Genomic DNA, 17,542 nt, shown 5'->3' with positions numbered 1-17,542 from the left:
AACCTGATTAGATCCGGATGGTGTCGATCCAGCGCGATCCGGGCAATTCGCCCGTATGGCCGAAGACACGGATTTTGGCGGCGGTGTCGACCAGCCAAACCTCTTGGGCGCCGCGCGCTAGATAAAGATCGATCTTGATGCGCATTTCCTCCTCGGAGTTCGAAGGCGACAGAATTTCAACACAGATCTCGGAGGCTTGAGGATAAGGGGTAACATAGCCGAACTCGGCGATGAACGAGGCGCTGGCCCAGGCTACATCCGCAACTTTAACACCGTCAGCGGTCTGGATGGCGCATTCAATGATGATTTCTCCCTGCGGACATCCTTGCTCCAGCGCACGGCCGACACGGAATTCCATGTTGCCGTGGCTATTGCTGGCCGGGCTCATCAGAATCTGCCCGAAACGGTTCAACTCGATCTTGAACGGTAGATTCTCGAAGAGCGGATTGTTGATGATTTCAGCCCATTCCATCCATTACCTCCGCCGGTCAGGCTTCGATGCCGTTGTGTCTGAGTAAGGCATCGATCGTCGGTTTGCGGCCGCGGAATTTGACGAACAGTTCCATGGCGTCTTCACTGCCGCCTTTTTCGAGAATATTCGTCAAAAACGCATTGCCGGTTGCTGGGTCGAAGATGCCTTTCTCTTCGAACAGCGAAAAAGCGTCGCTGGACAGCACTTCGGCCCATTTGTAACTGTAATAGCCAGCCGCATAGCCGCCCGCGAAAATGTGGCCGAAACTGTGCGCGAACCGGTTGAATGCGGGCGGAATCACGACTGCCACCTGTTCGCGGACCTGGCTCAGAGTTTCGTAGATGCGTCCGCCTTTCTTTGGGTCGTAATCGCGATGGATCCGGAAATCGAACAGGCTGAATTCGAGTTGGCGTACCATCAGCATTCCGGACTGGAAGTTTTTCGCGGCGAGCATTTTATTCAGCAGCTCGTCGGGCAATGGCTCGCCGGTTTGATAATGGCCCGACATCAAGGGCAGCGCGTCTTTTTCCCAGCACCAGTTTTCCATGAACTGGCTCGGCAGTTCGACCGCATCCCATTCGACGCCGTTGATGCCCGATACGCCGAGATGGTCGACTCGGGTCAGCATGTGCTGGAGGCCGTGGCCGAATTCGTGGAACAGCGTCGTCACTTCGTCGTGTGTCAACAGCGCCGGATCGCTGCCTGTGGGTGGCGTGAAGTTGCAGGTCAGATAGGCGACCGGTGTCTGCACCTTGCCGTCGATTTTCTTGCGGCCGACGCAGTCGTCCATCCAGGCGCCGCCGCGTTTTTTCGGACGCGCGTATAAATCGATGAAGAATCTGCCGCGCAGCTCGCCTTTTTGGTCGGAAATCTCGAAAAAGCGGACGTCCGGGTGCCAGGTATCGAAATCGTGAATTTCACTGATACGCAGGCCGTACAGCTTTTCGACTACCGCAAACAGGCCGGGCAATACCTTGGTGATCGGGAAATAGGCTTTCACTTCTTCCTGCGACAGCTGATAAAAATGCTGGCGCATCTTTTCGGAGTAATAGCCGATATCCCAGCTTTGCAGGTCGCCCACGCCATGATAGGTGCGGGCGAAGTCGCGCAGTTCGGCCAGGTCGCGGCGCGCCTGCCGCCAGGATTTATCGGCCAGGTCTTCGAGAAAATTCATTACCTCATCCGGCTTTTCGGCCATTTTTTTCGCCAGCGAAAGTTCCGCATAGTTGTCGAAACCCAACAGGCGGGACTTTTCGTGGCGTAGCGCGAGGATTTTCTCCATGTTTTCGCTGTTGTCCCAGCGCCCGGCCTGGGGACCCTGATCGGACGCGCGGGTCGCATAGGCTTCGTAATGCTCACGGCGCAGCTCGCGGTTATCCGCATAGGTCATTACCGCATGGTAGGACGGAAACTGCAGCGTGATCATCCAGCCTTCCTGGCCGTTCTGTTCCGCGGTCTGCCGGGCCTGTGCCAAGGCCGAGTCGGGTAGGCCGGTCAGGTCGAGTTCGTTGGTGATTAGCTTGGTCCAGGCATTCGTCGCATCGAGCACGTTTTCTTCGAAATTGCTGGCGAGCTGCGACAGTTCCTGGCTGATCTCCTTGTAGCGCTGCTTTTTTTCGGCGTCGAGATCGATGCCGGACAAATGGAAATCGCGCAATGCGTTTTGGATGATTTTTTGCTGCGCGGTATCCAGTGAGGCATATTCTTCGCTTTCCGCGATCGACTTATAGGCTTTGAATAGCGCCTCGTTCTGACCCATTTCGGTCGAATAGGCGCTGAGTTTCGGCAAGCAGTCGTTGTACGCTTCGCGAAGTGCGTCGCTGTTCACGACCGAATTCATGTGGCTGACCGGCGACCAGGCTTTGCCGAGCCGGTCTTCGGCGTTTTCGATCGGCTCGACCAGGTTTTTCCAGCTATAGTCGGTCGTAGCATTCAGACAGCTTTCGACGGTCGCGCGCGCCTCCGCCAACAGCTGATCGATCGCGGGGACGACATGTTCGGGTTTGATTTCAGAAAACAGCGGCAGTTCGGTATTGGCCAGTAATGGGTTGCTCATGAAAGTATCCGGTTGTGAAATCGAGATTGCGTCATTATATAAGACAGCGGAACCGGCCGCGATTTCTTCGGCCGGCGAATTTATCGGGGAAAAAGCGTAGTTAGTCGAAAATCGCCGATGGCAGGTTTTTAGCCTTATCCAAGCCCTTGATCGTGGATTTGTTGCCGATCCCGGTCAAGCGGGCGCCAGCCAAGTTGGCGCCGGTCAGATCGGCGTCTTCCAGGTGGCTGCCGGACAGATCGGCGCCGCTCAAGTCGGCATTGGTCAAGTCCGCACCCGACAAATCGACGCTGATTAGCATCGCATTGTGCAAGCGGCTGCCGCTCAAGTTCGCATGCCGCATCAAGGCGCGGTTCAGATTCGCATCGCTCAGATCGGCGCCCGACAAATTGACGCTGTTCAGGCTGACCCGCATCAGGCCCATCGGCTGGTTCTTCATGTCTGCCCCCCAGTTCGCATGAGACAGATCGGCACGGCTCAGATCGGATCGGTCCAGATTCGCGATGATCCGGCTGCCGGTCAGATTGGCGCCGCTGAGATCGGCATTCATGATCGAAACCCCGAAAATGCTGGTGTTGGACAAATCGGCTCCGGACAAATTGATGTGAGTCATCACGGTCAGATCCAGATTCAATCCCGACAGGTTGCTCCGGCTGAAATTGGCCCGGCGCAGATCGGCTCCCCATAAATCGGCTTGGCGGAAGTCCAGGTTGGACAAGTCCAGGCCGGTCAGGTCTTTCCGGCGCAGATCGGCGGGGCGGCCCTTGCCGGCCTGGGCGAGACGCTTTTCAACTTCCGGGCGGTCGAGTTCGGCCGCAATAGCCATCCCGTAAAAGCCGATCGCCAGCAGGCCCGCCAAGATGGATCGGAAAATCATATTGCAAACTCCAGAAAAGTGAGACGTTGAGTGCACGGACAACTCTAACGCCGCAGGGACTGGATTGCAACCCGGAAACGCCGCGCTGGAAAATGGCCCGCTTTGTCCGAGGCTCCGGCGGCCGGGAGGTTTTAGTCATTTCGGAGGAATCAGTGTGTCGGCGGTAAAATCGGCTCGATGCCGTCGAATTCGGCATTCGGATGGTGTTTCAGGATCTTTTGGGTGATTTCGGTGATTCGTTCGGTCGGTATATCGAGCAGCACCAGCAATTCGCCTTTTTCGATTGCCTCTTCGAATTGTTTGAGTTTGGAGTTGCCTGTGCTCATCCCGGTCAGTCCGCCCGCCAGGGAGCCGATGGTAGCGCCGGCCAGGATGACTCCCAGGAGCGGCCCGCCGGCAATCACGAATCCGGCGTAAGACAAACCGATCAATCCTGCCAGCAAGCCGGAGGTGCCGCCCAGTACGATGCCGCGTTCGACGGCCGGGATAAAATCGGTTTTTTCCAGAATGGTGGCTTCCGGCAGATCTTCCAACGGCGTGTCGCGCTTGGCGAGTATGTGGATATGGCGGTCGTCGAAGCCCTCCTGGTGAAGCTCATTGACAATGTTATGCGTGGTTTTGATGTCCGGCACTAAAAAATAAATGCGTCTCATCGCGTTGCCCTCTCAATTTCGATCGGTTAAGAACCTGTCCCGAAAATAAGTTCGGATGCAGGCTGCACAGAGGATTTACTTGAGGGTTGGACTCGTCCGTTTGGCGTCCGGTTCATTGTTGATGCGGCGGATTCGGGGCGCAGAACGGGGGCAACGCAGGAAACAAATAAAAGCGCGCCAGATATTCGGTCGCGTAGTCAGAAATTTGCCGGGAAGGTTGGCGCTGCAGCGTAAAGCCTGACGCCAACCGAAGGTATCTGATGCCTTTCGGCTAGAAGTAATCCCAAGGGTATTCGGGGCTTAAAATGGGTCTGAAGCCGGCAGGCACCGGGAAAGGCGCGCTGATAAATTCGTAAACGCCGACTAATTCACGAGTTACCGTCATGCCCAGCCCTTTAGCCAGACCCACCGGAAAGCCCATTGCTCCGCTGCGGCGCGTTTCATGCACGATATTGCCTGGAATTTCGAGAAACCCGCAAGTCATTCCGGCGAGGCCGCGTCCGAATTTTCCGGCCGCCGTATTGGCGGCATTGGCGTCGGCGGCAATGCCCAGCCATAGCGCGGCAATCGCGACCGTCAAATAAAAACGTAATTTGTTCATCTGTTAACCTCCCGTAGTCGGTGCTCGCACCTTATCGGCAAAAATTCTATTGAGTGGGCATAAACCAGAGAGTATGGAAGACGGTTTACGGATTTTTCCCGGACCCGACTCGTTCACTGTTATGCGTAGCCAGTATATTCAAGAAAATAACGCGCTCTTAACTATACTCGGCAATTATCCACCTAACATTAAGACCGCGTGAAAATCGCCTAATTCATACCGAGGCCTATTTTTTCATTCGGCCTCCAGCGCCTCGACCCGCTGGAATCCGCGCGGCAGGTGCAGGCCGCGCTTTGCGCGCGCGCCCATATATTGGGCGATGTCTCCCTCTTTCAATGTCAACTGGCGCTTGCCTGCGGTGATTTTCAACTGGCCGTTTGCGGGCAGTGCCGCCACCGCGGCTACCGCATCCTTGCCGGCCGCGAGATCCTCCGTAGGAATCTGGATCAGCTTGTTGCCCTTGCCTTTGACCAGTTCGGGCAGTTCATGCGTCGGAAATATCAATAAGCGTCCCTGCAGGGTTGCGACCGCGAGCAGATCATCCTCACTGTGGAGTTCGACAGGTTTGACCGCTTTGGCGCCTTCCGACAGCGTCAGCAGGACTTTGCCGGCCTTGTTTTTGCTGTAAAATTCTTTCAGCTGCACCCGGAAACCGTAGCCGTAACTGCTCGCGACCAGATACCAGTCGTCCGGATCGCCTGCCAGAAGATGCGCAAACAGCGCGCCGGGCGGCGGATTCAGGCGTCCGGTCAACGGTTCGCCCTGCGATCTGGCCGAGGGGAGGTCGTGCGTGGTCGTGCTGTAGGCGCGGCCGGTCGAGTCGAGCAGGTAAACCGGTTGTGTCGAGCGGCATTTGACCGCTTCCAGAAAACTGTCGCCGGCCCGGTAGTTCAGGCTGTCGACGTCGAAGTCGTGGCCCTTCGCGGCCCGGATCCAGCCTTTTTGCGATAGGATCACAGTCAGCGGTTCGTTGTTGATCAACTGGGTTGTTTCCATCGCCTGCGCGGCTTCCCGCTCGACGATCGGCGAGCGGCGGGCATCGCCGTATTTTTCCGCGTCGCGTTCGAGTTCCTTGCGGATCAGCCGGTTCAACAGGCGCGGCGAACCGAGCGTTTTTTCGAGCGCGGCGCGTTCCTGCTGCAGTTCGTCCTGTTCGCCGCGGATCTTCATTTCTTCGAGTTTGGCAAGATAGCGCAGCTTCAGTTCCAGGATGGCCTCGGCCTGAATGTCGGTGATTCCGAAGCGCGCCATCAGCACCGGTTTAGGATGGTCTTCCTCACGGATGATCTTGATCACTTCGTCGATGTTCAGGTAGGCGATCAACAGGCCTTCGAGGATGTGCAGGCGCGCTAGCACTTTATCCAGGCGGTGCTGAAGGCGCTTCCGGACCGTTTCGGTCCTAAATTGCAGCCATTCGACCAGAATTTCGCGAAGATCCCTGACCCGCGGCCGGTTGTCCAGGCCGATCATGTTCAGGTTGACGCGGTAGCTTTTTTCGAGATCGGTGGTCGCGAACAGGTGCGACATCACTGCGTCGGTGTCAGTGCGTTTCGACTTCGGGATCACCAGGAGGCGAGTCGGGTTCTCATGGTCTGACTCGTCGCGCAAATCTTCGATCATGGGCAGCTTTTTCGCGAGCATTTGCGCGGCGATTTGCTCCATCAGCTTGGAACCGGAAACCTGATACGGCAGCGCGGTAATCACGATGTTGCCGTCCTCGACTTCGTATTTCGCGCGCATCCTGATCGAGCCGCCGCCGTTCAGGTACATCTTGCGTATGTCGTCTTTCGTCGAGACAATCTCGGCGTCGGTCGGGTAATCGGGACCCTGGATATGTTCAAGCAACTGGTCGAGCGTGCTGTCCGGGTCGTCGAGCAGCCGAATGCAGGCCGCCGCGACTTCGCGCAGGTTGTGCGGCGGAATGTCGGTCGCCATCCCGACCGCAATGCCCATCGTGCCGTTCAGCAGCACATTCGGGAGCCGGGCGGGGAGCAGTTCCGGTTCTTTCAGCGTGCCGTCGAAATTATCGGTCCATTCGACGGTGCCCTGGCCGAGTTCGCTGAGCAAGGTCTGCGCGTATTGAGTCAGGCGAGATTCGGTGTAACGCATCGCCGCGAACGATTTCGGATCGTCCGGCGAACCCCAGTTGCCCTGGCCGTCGATCAGCGGATAACGGTAGGAAAAATCCTGCGCCATCAGCACCATTGCCTCGTAGCAGGCCGAATCGCCGTGCGGGTGATATTTGCCGAGCACGTCGCCAACCGTGCGGGCCGATTTTTTATATTTGGCCAGTGCGGTCAGGCCCAGCTCCGACATCGCGTACACGATCCGCCGCTGGACCGGCTTCAGGCCGTCCGCGATATGCGGCAGCGCCCGATCCAGAATCACATACATCGAATAATCGAGGTAGGCTTTCTCGGCAAACTCTTTTAAAGGCAGCTGCTCGAAATTGTCCTGAATGCCCACTTAGAGCAGCCCCTCCGGCAGATCGACCCGGATCGCGCGGTTTTTTTCGAGCAATTCCTCACGATTTTTCTTACGCTGTTCGGCATCTTTGAACAACTGCCGCTCGATATCGTTTTCGAGTTCCAATTGGGGCACTTCGATGCTGTGCCCGTGCCCGTCGATCGCGACCATCGTGAAATAGCAGGAAGTCGTGTGCCGCTTTTCGTGGGTCGTCAGATTTTCGGCGACCACCTTGATCCCCACCTCCATCGAGGAACGGCCGACATGGTTCACATGCGCATAAAAGGTCACCAGATCGCCGACGTTGATATTTTCCTTGAAAAACACCTGATCCAGCGCCGCGGTCACGACGTAATTCTTGCAGTATTTCGCCGCGCAGGCATAGGCAACCTGGTCGAGCAGTTTCAGCAGCGAACCGCCGTGCACATTGCCGGCGAAATTGGCCATGTCCGGCGTCATCAGCACGGTCATCGCGAGGGATTTCTCTTGTTTAGTCATGTTGGGCGTTAAAAAAATGGTTGAGGTCTTCCACAGGAGGGAGAGTTAGGAATGTGATCTCGAAGATCGGACAGGAAACGCAATACTTCTCCTTTTCGGCGGTTTTTCCGATAGTTAAGTTCCGGGTACGCTCCGCGGCGCGCCTTATCATACTTTTATCATAACAGTATTGATTAAGGTCTGCCTATGGCATGATAATCCAGACCGCTGCGGCGTACAAACCGGGGCTCGTACATGTTGCGGCCGTCGAAGATCACTTTGTCGCGCAGCGAGCGGCTCAACGCGTCGAAATCGGGGCTTCTGAATTCCTTCCATTCGGTCACGATAATTAGCGCATCGGCATTCTCCAAGGCTTCGTGGGGCGAAGCGCAGAGTTTCAAACGCGGATTGTCGCCGTAAATCCGCCGGGCTTCGGCCAGCGCTTCGGGATCGTAGGCCTGAACGGCCGCGCCGGCTCCGCACAGGCTTTCGATCACCACCCGGCTCGGCGCTTCGCGCATGTCGTCGGTATCGGGCTTGAAGGCGAGCCCCCAAAGCGCGAAAACCTTGCCTTCGAGCTTATCCTGGTAATAATCGGCAATTTTTTCGAACAGCCGGTTCTTTTGGCGATTGTTCACATTTTCGACCGCGTTCAACAGTTCGGCATGATAGCCTTGTTCGCGCGCGGTGCGTTCGAGCGCCTTCACATCCTTCGGAAAGCAGGAGCCGCCGTAACCGCAGCCGGGATAGATGAAACTGTAGCCGATCCGGCTGTCCGAGCCGATGCCCTGGCGGACCTGTTCGATATCGGCGCCCAGATATTCGGCCAGATTCGCGAGCTCGTTCATGAAGCTGATCTTGGTGGCCAGCATCGCGTTGGCCGCGTACTTGGTCAGTTCGGCGGAGCGCACGTCCATCGTGATGATCCGGTCGTGGCTGCGGTTGAACGGCGCATACAGCGCTCTAAGCAATTCCGCGGTGCGCGGATTGTCCGCGCCGATGATGATCCGGTCGGGGCGCATGAAGTCGTTCAGCGCCGCTCCTTCCTTTAAAAACTCCGGATTTGAAACCACGTCGAATTCGATTTCTTCGCCGCGTTTTGCCAGTCCTTCGCCGATCTTTGCCCGGACCTTGTCGGCGGTGCCGACCGGCACGGTCGATTTATCGATCACGACTCGATAATCGGTCATGTATTCGGCGATGCTTTCGGCGACGGCCAGCACATAACGCAAATCGGCCGAGCCGTCTTCGTCGGGCGGGGTGCCGACCGCGATGAACTGGAAAACGCCGTGCTCAACCGCTTCCTTCACGTCGGTCGTGAATCGAAGGCGGCCTGCCGCCTGATTTTCCCTGACCATCGCGTCGAGGCCCGGTTCGAAGATCGGAATCCCCCCCTGCTGCAACTTGGCGATTTTTTCCGCATCTATATCCATGCAAACGACCTGGTTACCGACATCCGCCAGACAGGCGCCCGTCACCAAACCGACATAACCGCTACCGAATACTGTAATTTTCATTTTATTCGTTTTATTATTAAAAGAAGAATTTGATTATAAATGGCGACAACGCCTGCCATACGTTTCCGAGTAATCGGGTCAAAAGTCCGTAGCGGCTCTTGCATTTTCCTTGATAATGTCGAAAAAAATCGATCCCAATAAATCGCTGTTGGACGGGTTTTCCGCGCCCGACTGCGAACAGCTGAACCAGGCGCTTGCCATTATCGCCCAAATTCCCGACGATCCTCATTATTATCGTCCGAAAGGGTTTGAAGTGGCGGCCATTTTAACGGATTTTCATGTCGATCTGAAAACGACGCTGGCGGCCATTCTAAGCGACCCGCGGCTAACTGCCCTGGATCCCCGGCCGGACATCGTCGGCCTGTTCGGCGAAACAGTCGATTCCCTGGTCAAGGACGTGAACTGGCTGAACAAGCTGTCCGTTTACACGCCTGAGATGACGCACCAGCCGAACCAGACCGAAACCCTGCGCCGGATGCTGCTCTCGATGACGCACGACGTGCGGGCAGTATTGATCAAGCTGGCCTACCGGATCAAGCGGCTGCGCAGCCTCGCGGGCGAGCCGGAAGAAGTGCGCCACTTCATCGCGCGCGAAACGCTCGACATTTATGCGCCGCTTGCGAACCGGATGGGGATTCACCAGTTCAAATGGGAGCTCGAAGACATGGCGTTCCGCTACCTGGAGCCCCTGGTCTACAAGAGCATCGCCAAGTCGCTGGCCGACAAGCGGACGGAGCGCGAGCGCTGCGTGAACCGTTTCATCGAGCAGCTGAACGCCGCGCTCGGCCTCGAAAGCATCACCGCCGAAGTGTACGGAAGGCCGAAGCACATCTACAGCATCTGGAAAAAGATGCAGCGAAAGCAGCTCGACATCGAGGAACTGTACGATCTTCTGGCCGTGCGCGTGATCGTGACCAATCTGACTCAGTGCTATACCGTGCTGGGCCTCGTACACAGCCTCTGGCAGACCATTCCGAAAGAGTTCGACGACTACATCGCCAACCCCAAGGAAAACGGCTACCAGTCGCTGCACACGGTCATCGTCGACAACGAAGGCAACCGGATCGAGGTGCAGATCCGCACCCGCGAAATGCACGAGTTCGCCGAAATGGGCGTCGCGGCGCACTGGTCCTATAAGGAAGGCGGCAAGCACAACGCTGCGGTCGAAAAAAACATCGCCTCCTTGCGCAAGCTACTCGAAGAAAAGGACAACGACGAGACCCTGGCCGAGGATTTCAAAACCGAACTGTTCTCCGACCGCGTTTATGTGCTGACCCCGGCGGGCAAGCTGATCGATTTGGTCAAAGGTTCGACGCCGCTCGATTTCGCCTATGCGATCCACACCGAAATCGGTCACCGTTGCCGCGGCGCCAAAGTGAACGGGCGGATCACCCCGTTGACCTATGCGCTGAAATCGGGCGAACAGGTCGAGATTCTGACCGCGAAAGAAGGCGGCCCGAACCACAACTGGATCGATCCGAATCTGGGTTATCTGAAATCGCCGCACGCGATCGGGCGCGTCAAGAGCTGGTTCAAGAACCAGCAGATGGCGCAGAACATCGCAACCGGGAAGAGCATATTGGATAAGGAAGTGCAGCGGCTCGGCCTGAAAATGGTCAATCTGAACGAGCTGGCGAAACACTTCAAACATACCGACAAAGACCGGTTTTTCGAGGCGATCGGTCGCGGCGACATCAACAGCCGTCAGCTCGCCGCGTTTTTCAAAATTTCCGAGCTGGAAATACCGCCCGCCAAGGTGCAGCAGAAAAAGCCGTCAGCCAAATCGGCGGTCACTGTCGACGGGATCGACAACGTGCTGACCACGTTCGCGCACTGCTGTTCGCCGGTGCAGGGCGACGAGATCATCGGTTATATTTCGCACAAAAAAGGCATCATTATCCATAGAGTGAGCTGCGAGAATATCCTGCACTTGCCGCCCGAAAAGCAGGCGCAGCTGATCCGGGTCGAATGGGGCGGCGACAAATCTTATTATTCGGTGCCGATTCGGATCCAGGCCCAGAGCGCCAAGGATTTGCTCAGCAACGTGACCCAGCTTCTGGCTCATTCGAAGATTCATATCTCGAATGCCTCGCTGAACACGCATCCCGACTTTTCGGCCGATCTGAACCTGACCATCCAGATCGAAAACATCGGCCAGCTGAGCCAGGTATTGAACCGGATCAGTTGTCTGCCGAACATCGTCGAGGTTTCGCGGCGGCAGACGGTTTAGGTGTAAATTTTAATTTAGGCCAAAAATTTTTTTAATTCAGACTCGATCGTAATCGATACTAATATCTATCATTTGCCGTTAGGCGAACTCATTAATTGAATGGCTGCTAAGTAATTCATTAATAAAAAAAGTGGAGTAGTTTTATGAGTAACCGCCTAATAAAATATTGTCCTCGTCAATACAACGTGGCGTTAGGTGCCACATCCATTAAACTTGGAACGCTCGAGTATTACCGTCATATGGATCCCAAGTTTTCCATAGCTGATGATGGTGAAGGAACCCATAAAATTACTATTAAGGAAGGTGTTGAAATACCACTTACTAGTGCAGTAAGTGATCGTCTATCTGGCGGGGCTATCGGAGGTAATGGCGTAACGATAATCCCAAAACAGAATGCCAAGGTCGTTGCTACGGTGAACAATGTTTATATTTTCTGCGTTTCAGTTACACCACCTGAGGCGTCACCTTCGCTAGATCAAGCTGCCCGGTTTGACTCTACTTATGATTCATTCTGGGAGATTACCGATCGCATCGCCTTCAGAGACACGATTGGAAATGCACTTGCCAATACACTCACGCTAGATTGTCTGTCGGACCATTCCAGAAGGATTGTCGAATCACTTCCAATAGCCAATCTTTCTCTTCAGGTTTTGATGATGGATAATCCAGTTGAATACGTTGAGAGTCGCGAGTATAGGATAGAGAACGTAGAGGATGTCGAGCGAATCCCGCATGCCAACGATGCATTGTTACGCGCGATTTTTCGGAAGGAAAAACGTGATGAACATCAGCTTGAACATAGATTTATTTTTGCTGTCCGACATCCAAAGCTAGACATCATGCTCAGCGTTCGCCCAGAACCGATACTAATTCCCTTGAACCGCCTGCATAATATGGTCGCCGCTGGAAGCCCGCGTAGGTCCGGTTAGCGCAGCGTAATCGGACCTACGGAGTCTGCCTCAGCCTTGCGTCTTGCGCCTTTTTCCTTTAGCCTTGCGCCTTTACCTTTTTTGCCCGCTTTTATGAATGCTCCGAAACGCCTGATTCTCGTCGACGGCTCGTCTTTCCTGTACCGCGCTTATCATGCGCTGCCGCCCTTGACCAGTCCGCAGGGCCTGGCGACTAATGCTGTCTACGGCGTTTCGAACATGCTGAAAAAGATGCTCGGCGATTATCCCGACGCGCATTTCGCGGTTGTTTTCGACGCGCCCGGCAACAATTTCCGGCACGACCTTTACGAGCACTACAAGGCGCACCGGCCGCCGATGCCGGACGACCTGCGCTGCCAGATCGAGCCTCTGCACCGGATGGTGAAGGCGATGGGGCTGCCGTTGATCATCGAGGCGGGGATCGAGGCGGACGATGTGCTGGGCTGTCTGGCCCAGAAAGCCGAAAAACTGGGCTATCAGGTGATCATTTCGACCGGCGACAAGGACATGGCGCAGCTGGTCAACGAGCACATCTCGCTCGAAAACACGATGAACAACGTCCGGATGGACGTCCAGGGCGTAATCGAAAAATTCGGCGTCCGGCCGGACCAGATCGTCGATTATCTGGCGCTGATCGGCGACACGGTCGACAACATTCCGGGCGTGCCGAAGGTCGGTCCGAAAACGGCCGCGAAATGGCTCGAACAATACGGCACGCTGGACAATCTGGTCGCGAACGCGGACAAGATTACCGGCAAAATCGGCGAGAATCTGCGTGCGAGCCTCGATCAGCTGCCGCTGTCGAAGCAGTTGGCCACGATCAAGTGCGAAGTCGAATTGCCGTACGAGATCGACGAACTGACGCGCAAACCGATCGACTCGGCCGAACTGAGACCGCTGCTGTCCGAATTCGGCTTCACGACCTGGCTGAAGGCGCTCGGCAGCGAGACGTCCGCGCCTTCTGTAGCCGCGCCGGACACTTTTGCCGGCAAAGCCGAATACGAAACGGTTTTGACGGAAGAACAATTCGAACGCTGGCTGGAGAAATTGGAGAAAGCCGAGCTGTTCGCTTTCGACACCGAAACGACCAGCCTCGATTACAGCAAGGCGCAGATCGTCGGCGTGTCGTTCGCGGTCGAATCCGGCCATGCGGCCTATGTGCCGCTCGCGCACGACTATCCCGGCGCGCCCGAACAGCTCGACAAGGCGCACGTGCTGGAGAGGCTGCGTCCACTGCTGGAAAATCCGGACAAGGCCAAGCTCGGCCAGAACATCAAATACGACCTGCATGTGCTGGCCAACGAGGGCATCGGCCTGCAAGGCATCGCGCACGACACGATGCTGGAGTCCTACGTCTATAACAGCACCGCCACCCGGCACAACATGGACGACCTGGCCAAGAAATACCTCGACGTCGACACGATCCGCTACGAGGACATCGCCGGCAAGGGCGCGAAGCAACTGTCGTTCGAGGAAATCCCGATCGAGCAGGCCGCTCCTTACGCGGCCGAGGATGCGGACATTACTTTGCGCCTGCACCGTAAACTGTGCCCGCAGCTTGCCGAACACGATGCGCTGTACCGGCTCTACCACGAGATCGAGATGCCGCTGGTCAGCGTACTGGCCCGGATCGAGCGCAACGGCGTCGCGATCGATACCGAAATGCTCGCGCAGCAAAGCCTGGAGCTGGCCAGCCAGATCGTCAGCCTCGAACAGCATGCGCACGAACTGGCCGGGCACAGCTTCAACCTCGGCTCGCCGAAACAGATCCAGGAAATCCTGTACGACCGGCTGCAGTTGCCGGTGCTGAAGAAAACGCCGAAGGGCCTGCCATCCACCGACGAGTCGGTGCTGCAGGAACTGGCCGTCGACTATCCCTTGCCCCGGTTGATCCTCGAACACCGGGGCCTCAGCAAGCTCAAATCGACCTATACCGACAGGTTGCCCGAACAGGTCGACCCGAAGACCGGCCGGATTCATACTTCCTACCATCAGGCGGTCGCCGCGACCGGGCGGCTGTCGTCCTCGGATCCGAACCTGCAAAACATTCCGATCCGGAACGGGGAAGGACGCAAGATCCGCAAGGCATTTATCGCGCCGCGCGGTTTCAAGCTTCTCGCGGCCGACTATTCGCAGATCGAGCTGCGCATCATGGCGCATCTGTCCGACGATGCGGGATTGCTGCGCGCGTTCAGCGACGGCGTGGATGTGCATACCGCTACCGCGGCGGACGTGTTCGGGGTGCCGCCGGATCGGGTGACGCACGATTTGCGCCGTTCGGCCAAGGCGATCAATTTCGGGCTGATCTACGGGATGTCCTCGTTCGGTCTCGCCCAACAGCTCGGCTTGCCGCGGGGCAAGGCGCAGTCGTATATCGACCTGTATTTCGAGCGCTATCCCGGCGTGAAGGCTTACATGGATTCGATCCGGGCCCAGGCCCGGGAGCAGGGCTATGTCGAGACGCTGTTCGGCCGCCGCCTGTACCTGCCCGATATCAACTCGCGCAACGCCGCGCAGCGCCAGTATGCCGAGCGCACCGCGATCAATGCGCCGATGCAGGGCACCGCGGCGGATATCATCAAGCGGGCGATGATCGCGGTCGACCGCTGGCTGGCCGAGGAGCGGACGGACGCGAAAATGATCATGCAGGTCCACGACGAGCTGGTGTTCGAGGTCGCCGAAGACCAGCTCGACTACTGCCGGGCGAAAATCGAGTCGATCATGAGCTACGCCGCCGACTTGAAAGTGCCGTTGCTCGTCGATGTCGGCGTCGGCGATAACTGGGACGAGGCGCATTGATGCCGAATCCGGGTGAGTAATACGGCCCGCATAAAAGCAGGCCGATACCGCGGAAATATTATTTTTGTTCGGATATGTGACCGTCCGTTTAAGGGCCGTCCTAATAAAGTGCCTCAACGACAACCAAATGCTTTATCATTAGCGCCTCAAAAAAATAATAAGCCCTTCAAAGAATAATAACTAAACAGCGAATGCTTTATCCACCATGAGTCCGTCTTTAGAAAACTCGAACGACCGCCGCCTGTCCCTGATCCTTTTATTTGCCGTCACCCTGTTCGCCAGCGCGTCGTTGATGTTCGTGCTGCAGCCGATGTTCGGCAAGATCCTGCTGCCGTTGCTGGGCGGATCGCCGTCGGTCTGGAATACCTGCATGGTGTTCTATCAAACGTTGCTGTTCCTCGGCTATCTGTATGCGCACCTGATTTCGACGCGGCAAAACACGCATCGGCAGGTGCTGATTCACGGCGCGGTGATTCTGGTCAGTCTGTTGGCGTTGCCGGTCGCGATGCCCGAAAACGCGGCGCCGCCGACCGAAAGCAATCCGACCTTCTGGCTGCTCTGGACGCTGTTCATCGCGATCGGCTTGCCTTTTTTCGTGGTTTCGACGACTGCCCCCTTGATCCAGAAATGGTTTGCGAACGTCGGCCACCATACCAGCCATGATCCTTATTACCTCTATGCAGCCAGCAATGCGGGCAGCCTGATCGCGCTGCTGAGTTATCCGTTTTTGCTGGAGCCGAATATCGGACTGGACAGCCAACGAGCCAACTGGAGCATCGGTTACGGGCTGCTGTGTCTGTTGATTGCCGGCTGCGCGTTCGCGCTGTGGAAGTCGCATCGGCTGAATCCGATCGTCGAGGAGGAAAGCGGGAGCGATAACGATCTAAATCCTTATACCCAACTGCATTGGCTGGCCCTGGCGTTCGTGCCGTCCAGCCTGCTGCTCGGCCTGACCAATTTCATCAGCACCGATATCGCTTCGGTGCCGCTGTTGTGGATCATTCCGCTGACGCTTTACCTGTTGACCTTCATCATCGTGTTTTCGAAATGGCACGATGCGATCCATCCGTGGATGGTCAAGCTGCAGCCGATGGTCTTGCTGCCGTTCATCGCCTATTCGTTCATCAATCCGGCGATCATTCCGTACTGGGTCAATCTGGCCCTGCATCTGGCCGCGTTCTTCATCGCGGTGATGGTCTGCCACGGCGAACTGGCCAAGGCCCGGCCGCATACACGGCACCTGACGACCTATTATCTGATCATGTCGTTCGCGGGCATGCTCGGAGGCATGTTCAATACCTTCGTCGCGCCGTTCGTGTTCAACGGCGTTTACGAATACCCGATCATGATCGTGGCCGCCTTGCTGTTGCGTCCGGGCTTGAAACTGTCGATCGGTGCGGAGAAGCTTGACTGGCTGAAACAGGCGCTGTTCCCGGCCGTGCTGCTCGTATTCGGGATCGCGGTGTATCTGGGGGTCGGGAATTTGCCGGAATATCTCGATACGATCGGTGTCGGCCTGATTTTGTTGGCCGGCTTGCTGTATGCATTCAGAGGTCAGCCGCTGACGCTGGCTTTGTCGACCGGCATTCTGATTTTTTTCACGATGGGGCTGCACGGCCTGCTGTCGAATACGCTGTACCAGGAACGCACCTTCTTCGGCGTACTGTCGGTTCGGGAAAGCGTGCTGACCGATGAAGCAGGCCGGCCGGAAAGATTTCACGAGTTTTACCACGGCACGACCAAGCACGGCGCGCAACGGGTCAACTCGGACCAGGCTTTGACGCCGTTGACCTATTTCAGCCGGCCGGGACCCATCGGGCAGGTGTTCAGTGTATTCGACAACGTCGATCAAAATTGGGAAATCGGCGTCGTCGGCCTCGGCGCGGGTACATTGAACTGTTATGCGAAACCCACGCAAAACTGGACGTTTTACGAGCTCGATCCGCTGGTCGTCGATGTCGCAAGCAATCCGAAATATTTCACCTACATCAGCCGCTGCAATCCGAAAGTCAACATGAAAGTCGGCGATGCGCGCCTGTCGCTCGAAAAAGAGCCGGATCAAAAATTCGATCTGTACGTCATCGACGCATTCAGCTCCGATTCGATCCCGACGCATTTGCTGACCCAGGAGGCGATCCGACTCTATTTCAAAAAACTGAAGCCGAACGGCATCCTGGCGCTGCACATCACCAACCGGCATCTGGCACTGAAGAAAGTGCTGGCCGACCACGCCAAGCAGTTGCACTATGATGCGCTGCTGCAGGAATTCGTCCCTCAGCAGGAAATCCCGCTGGTCGCGGCCACCGACTGGGTCGTGATGGCGGAAAAGCCGGAAACGCTGGATCCGCTGCGTGCCAGCGGCCTCGGTAAATGGCAGAAATTGCCGATCACCTTCGGTCTGAAGCCGTGGACCGACGATTTCACCAATATCGTGACGATCTGGAAATAGGCTCTCCGGGATAGTT

Annotated in this window: 12 protein-coding genes; 4 read left to right on the top strand and 8 right to left on the bottom strand. The window is 56.6% G+C overall.

What is annotated here, in order from left to right:
* Positions 1–7 precede the first annotated feature (7 nt).
* From JJL52_RS14445 to JJL52_RS14410, 8 genes are all read right to left on the bottom strand, one after another.
* The gene (locus JJL52_RS14445) at positions 8–472 is read right to left on the bottom strand and encodes a Uma2 family endonuclease (RefSeq protein ID WP_202053193.1); all 465 of its coding nucleotides are present in this window, start codon (positions 470–472) and stop codon (positions 8–10) included.
* Positions 473–488: 16 nt separating this feature from the next.
* Positions 489–2,528: an oligopeptidase A gene (prlC, locus tag JJL52_RS14440; protein WP_202053192.1), complete on the bottom strand. Its 2,040-nt coding sequence runs from the start codon at positions 2,526–2,528 to the stop codon at positions 489–491.
* Between the two features lie 100 nt (positions 2,529–2,628).
* Positions 2,629–3,405, bottom strand: a complete 777-nt coding sequence (locus JJL52_RS14435) for a pentapeptide repeat-containing protein (protein ID WP_202053191.1) — start codon at positions 3,403–3,405, stop codon at positions 2,629–2,631.
* Between the two features lie 149 nt (positions 3,406–3,554).
* Entirely contained in the window at positions 3,555–4,058 is a 504-nt protein-coding gene (locus JJL52_RS14430; protein ID WP_202053190.1) for a DUF1269 domain-containing protein, read from the bottom strand.
* Between the two features lie 271 nt (positions 4,059–4,329).
* Positions 4,330–4,659, bottom strand: a complete 330-nt coding sequence (locus JJL52_RS14425; protein ID WP_202053189.1) for an exosortase system-associated protein, TIGR04073 family — start codon at positions 4,657–4,659, stop codon at positions 4,330–4,332.
* Positions 4,660–4,893: 234 nt separating this feature from the next.
* Positions 4,894–7,125, bottom strand: coding sequence for a DNA topoisomerase IV subunit A (gene parC, locus JJL52_RS14420; RefSeq protein ID WP_202053188.1), 2,232 nt, complete (start codon positions 7,123–7,125; stop codon positions 4,894–4,896).
* Positions 7,126–7,623 (bottom strand): acyl-CoA thioesterase, encoded by a 498-nt coding sequence (locus tag JJL52_RS14415; protein ID WP_202053187.1) that lies wholly within the window; start codon positions 7,621–7,623, stop codon positions 7,126–7,128. It lies immediately after the preceding gene.
* 173 nt (positions 7,624–7,796) lie between these two features.
* Positions 7,797–9,119: a UDP-glucose dehydrogenase family protein gene (locus JJL52_RS14410; RefSeq protein WP_202053186.1), complete on the bottom strand. Its 1,323-nt coding sequence runs from the start codon at positions 9,117–9,119 to the stop codon at positions 7,797–7,799.
* Positions 9,120–9,234: 115 nt separating this feature from the next.
* On the opposite strand from JJL52_RS14410, the gene JJL52_RS14405 reads away from it, so the two are divergent.
* The 4 genes from JJL52_RS14405 to JJL52_RS14390 all read left to right on the top strand — a co-directional run bounded on the left by JJL52_RS14405 (position 9,235) and on the right by JJL52_RS14390 (position 17,526).
* Complete coding sequence (locus tag JJL52_RS14405) at positions 9,235–11,349, top strand: RelA/SpoT family protein (RefSeq protein WP_202053185.1); 2,115 nt, start codon at positions 9,235–9,237, stop codon at positions 11,347–11,349.
* Between the two features lie 143 nt (positions 11,350–11,492).
* Positions 11,493–12,278, top strand: a complete 786-nt coding sequence (locus JJL52_RS14400) for a hypothetical protein (RefSeq protein WP_202053184.1) — start codon at positions 11,493–11,495, stop codon at positions 12,276–12,278.
* 93 nt (positions 12,279–12,371) lie between these two features.
* Positions 12,372–15,077, top strand: a complete 2,706-nt coding sequence (gene polA, locus JJL52_RS14395; protein WP_202053183.1) for a DNA polymerase I — start codon at positions 12,372–12,374, stop codon at positions 15,075–15,077.
* Positions 15,078–15,282: 205 nt separating this feature from the next.
* A complete protein-coding gene (locus tag JJL52_RS14390) occupies positions 15,283–17,526 on the top strand; it encodes a fused MFS/spermidine synthase (protein ID WP_202053182.1) in 2,244 nt (747 codons plus the stop codon).
* Positions 17,527–17,542 lie beyond the last annotated feature (16 nt).

Source organism: Candidatus Methylomicrobium oryzae (assembly GCF_016745425.1).
GTDB classification, from domain to species: Bacteria; Pseudomonadota; Gammaproteobacteria; order Methylococcales; family Methylomonadaceae; genus Methylomicrobium; species Methylomicrobium oryzae.
This window is presented reverse-complemented; position numbering and strand designations above follow the sequence as displayed.

Bases quoted from the DNA above. Each gene is read 5' to 3' on its own strand.
- JJL52_RS14445 (WP_202053193.1), bottom strand. From the start codon at position 472: ATGGAATGGGCTGAAATCATCAACAATCCGCTCTTCGAGAATCTACCG.
- prlC (WP_202053192.1), bottom strand. From the start codon at position 2,528: ATGAGCAACCCATTACTGGCCAATACCGAACTGCCGCTGTTTTCTGAA.
- JJL52_RS14435 (WP_202053191.1), bottom strand. From the start codon at position 3,405: ATGATTTTCCGATCCATCTTGGCGGGCCTGCTGGCGATCGGCTTTTAC.
- JJL52_RS14430 (WP_202053190.1), bottom strand. From the start codon at position 4,058: ATGAGACGCATTTATTTTTTAGTGCCGGACATCAAAACCACGCATAAC.
- JJL52_RS14425 (WP_202053189.1), bottom strand. From the start codon at position 4,659: ATGAACAAATTACGTTTTTATTTGACGGTCGCGATTGCCGCGCTATGG.
- JJL52_RS14415 (WP_202053187.1), bottom strand. From the start codon at position 7,623: ATGACTAAACAAGAGAAATCCCTCGCGATGACCGTGCTGATGACGCCG.
- JJL52_RS14410 (WP_202053186.1), bottom strand. From the start codon at position 9,119: ATGAAAATTACAGTATTCGGTAGCGGTTATGTCGGTTTGGTGACGGGC.
- JJL52_RS14405 (WP_202053185.1), top strand. From the start codon at position 9,235: ATGTCGAAAAAAATCGATCCCAATAAATCGCTGTTGGACGGGTTTTCC.
- JJL52_RS14400 (WP_202053184.1), top strand. From the start codon at position 11,493: ATGAGTAACCGCCTAATAAAATATTGTCCTCGTCAATACAACGTGGCG.
- polA (WP_202053183.1), top strand. From the start codon at position 12,372: ATGAATGCTCCGAAACGCCTGATTCTCGTCGACGGCTCGTCTTTCCTG.
- JJL52_RS14390 (WP_202053182.1), top strand. From the start codon at position 15,283: ATGAGTCCGTCTTTAGAAAACTCGAACGACCGCCGCCTGTCCCTGATC.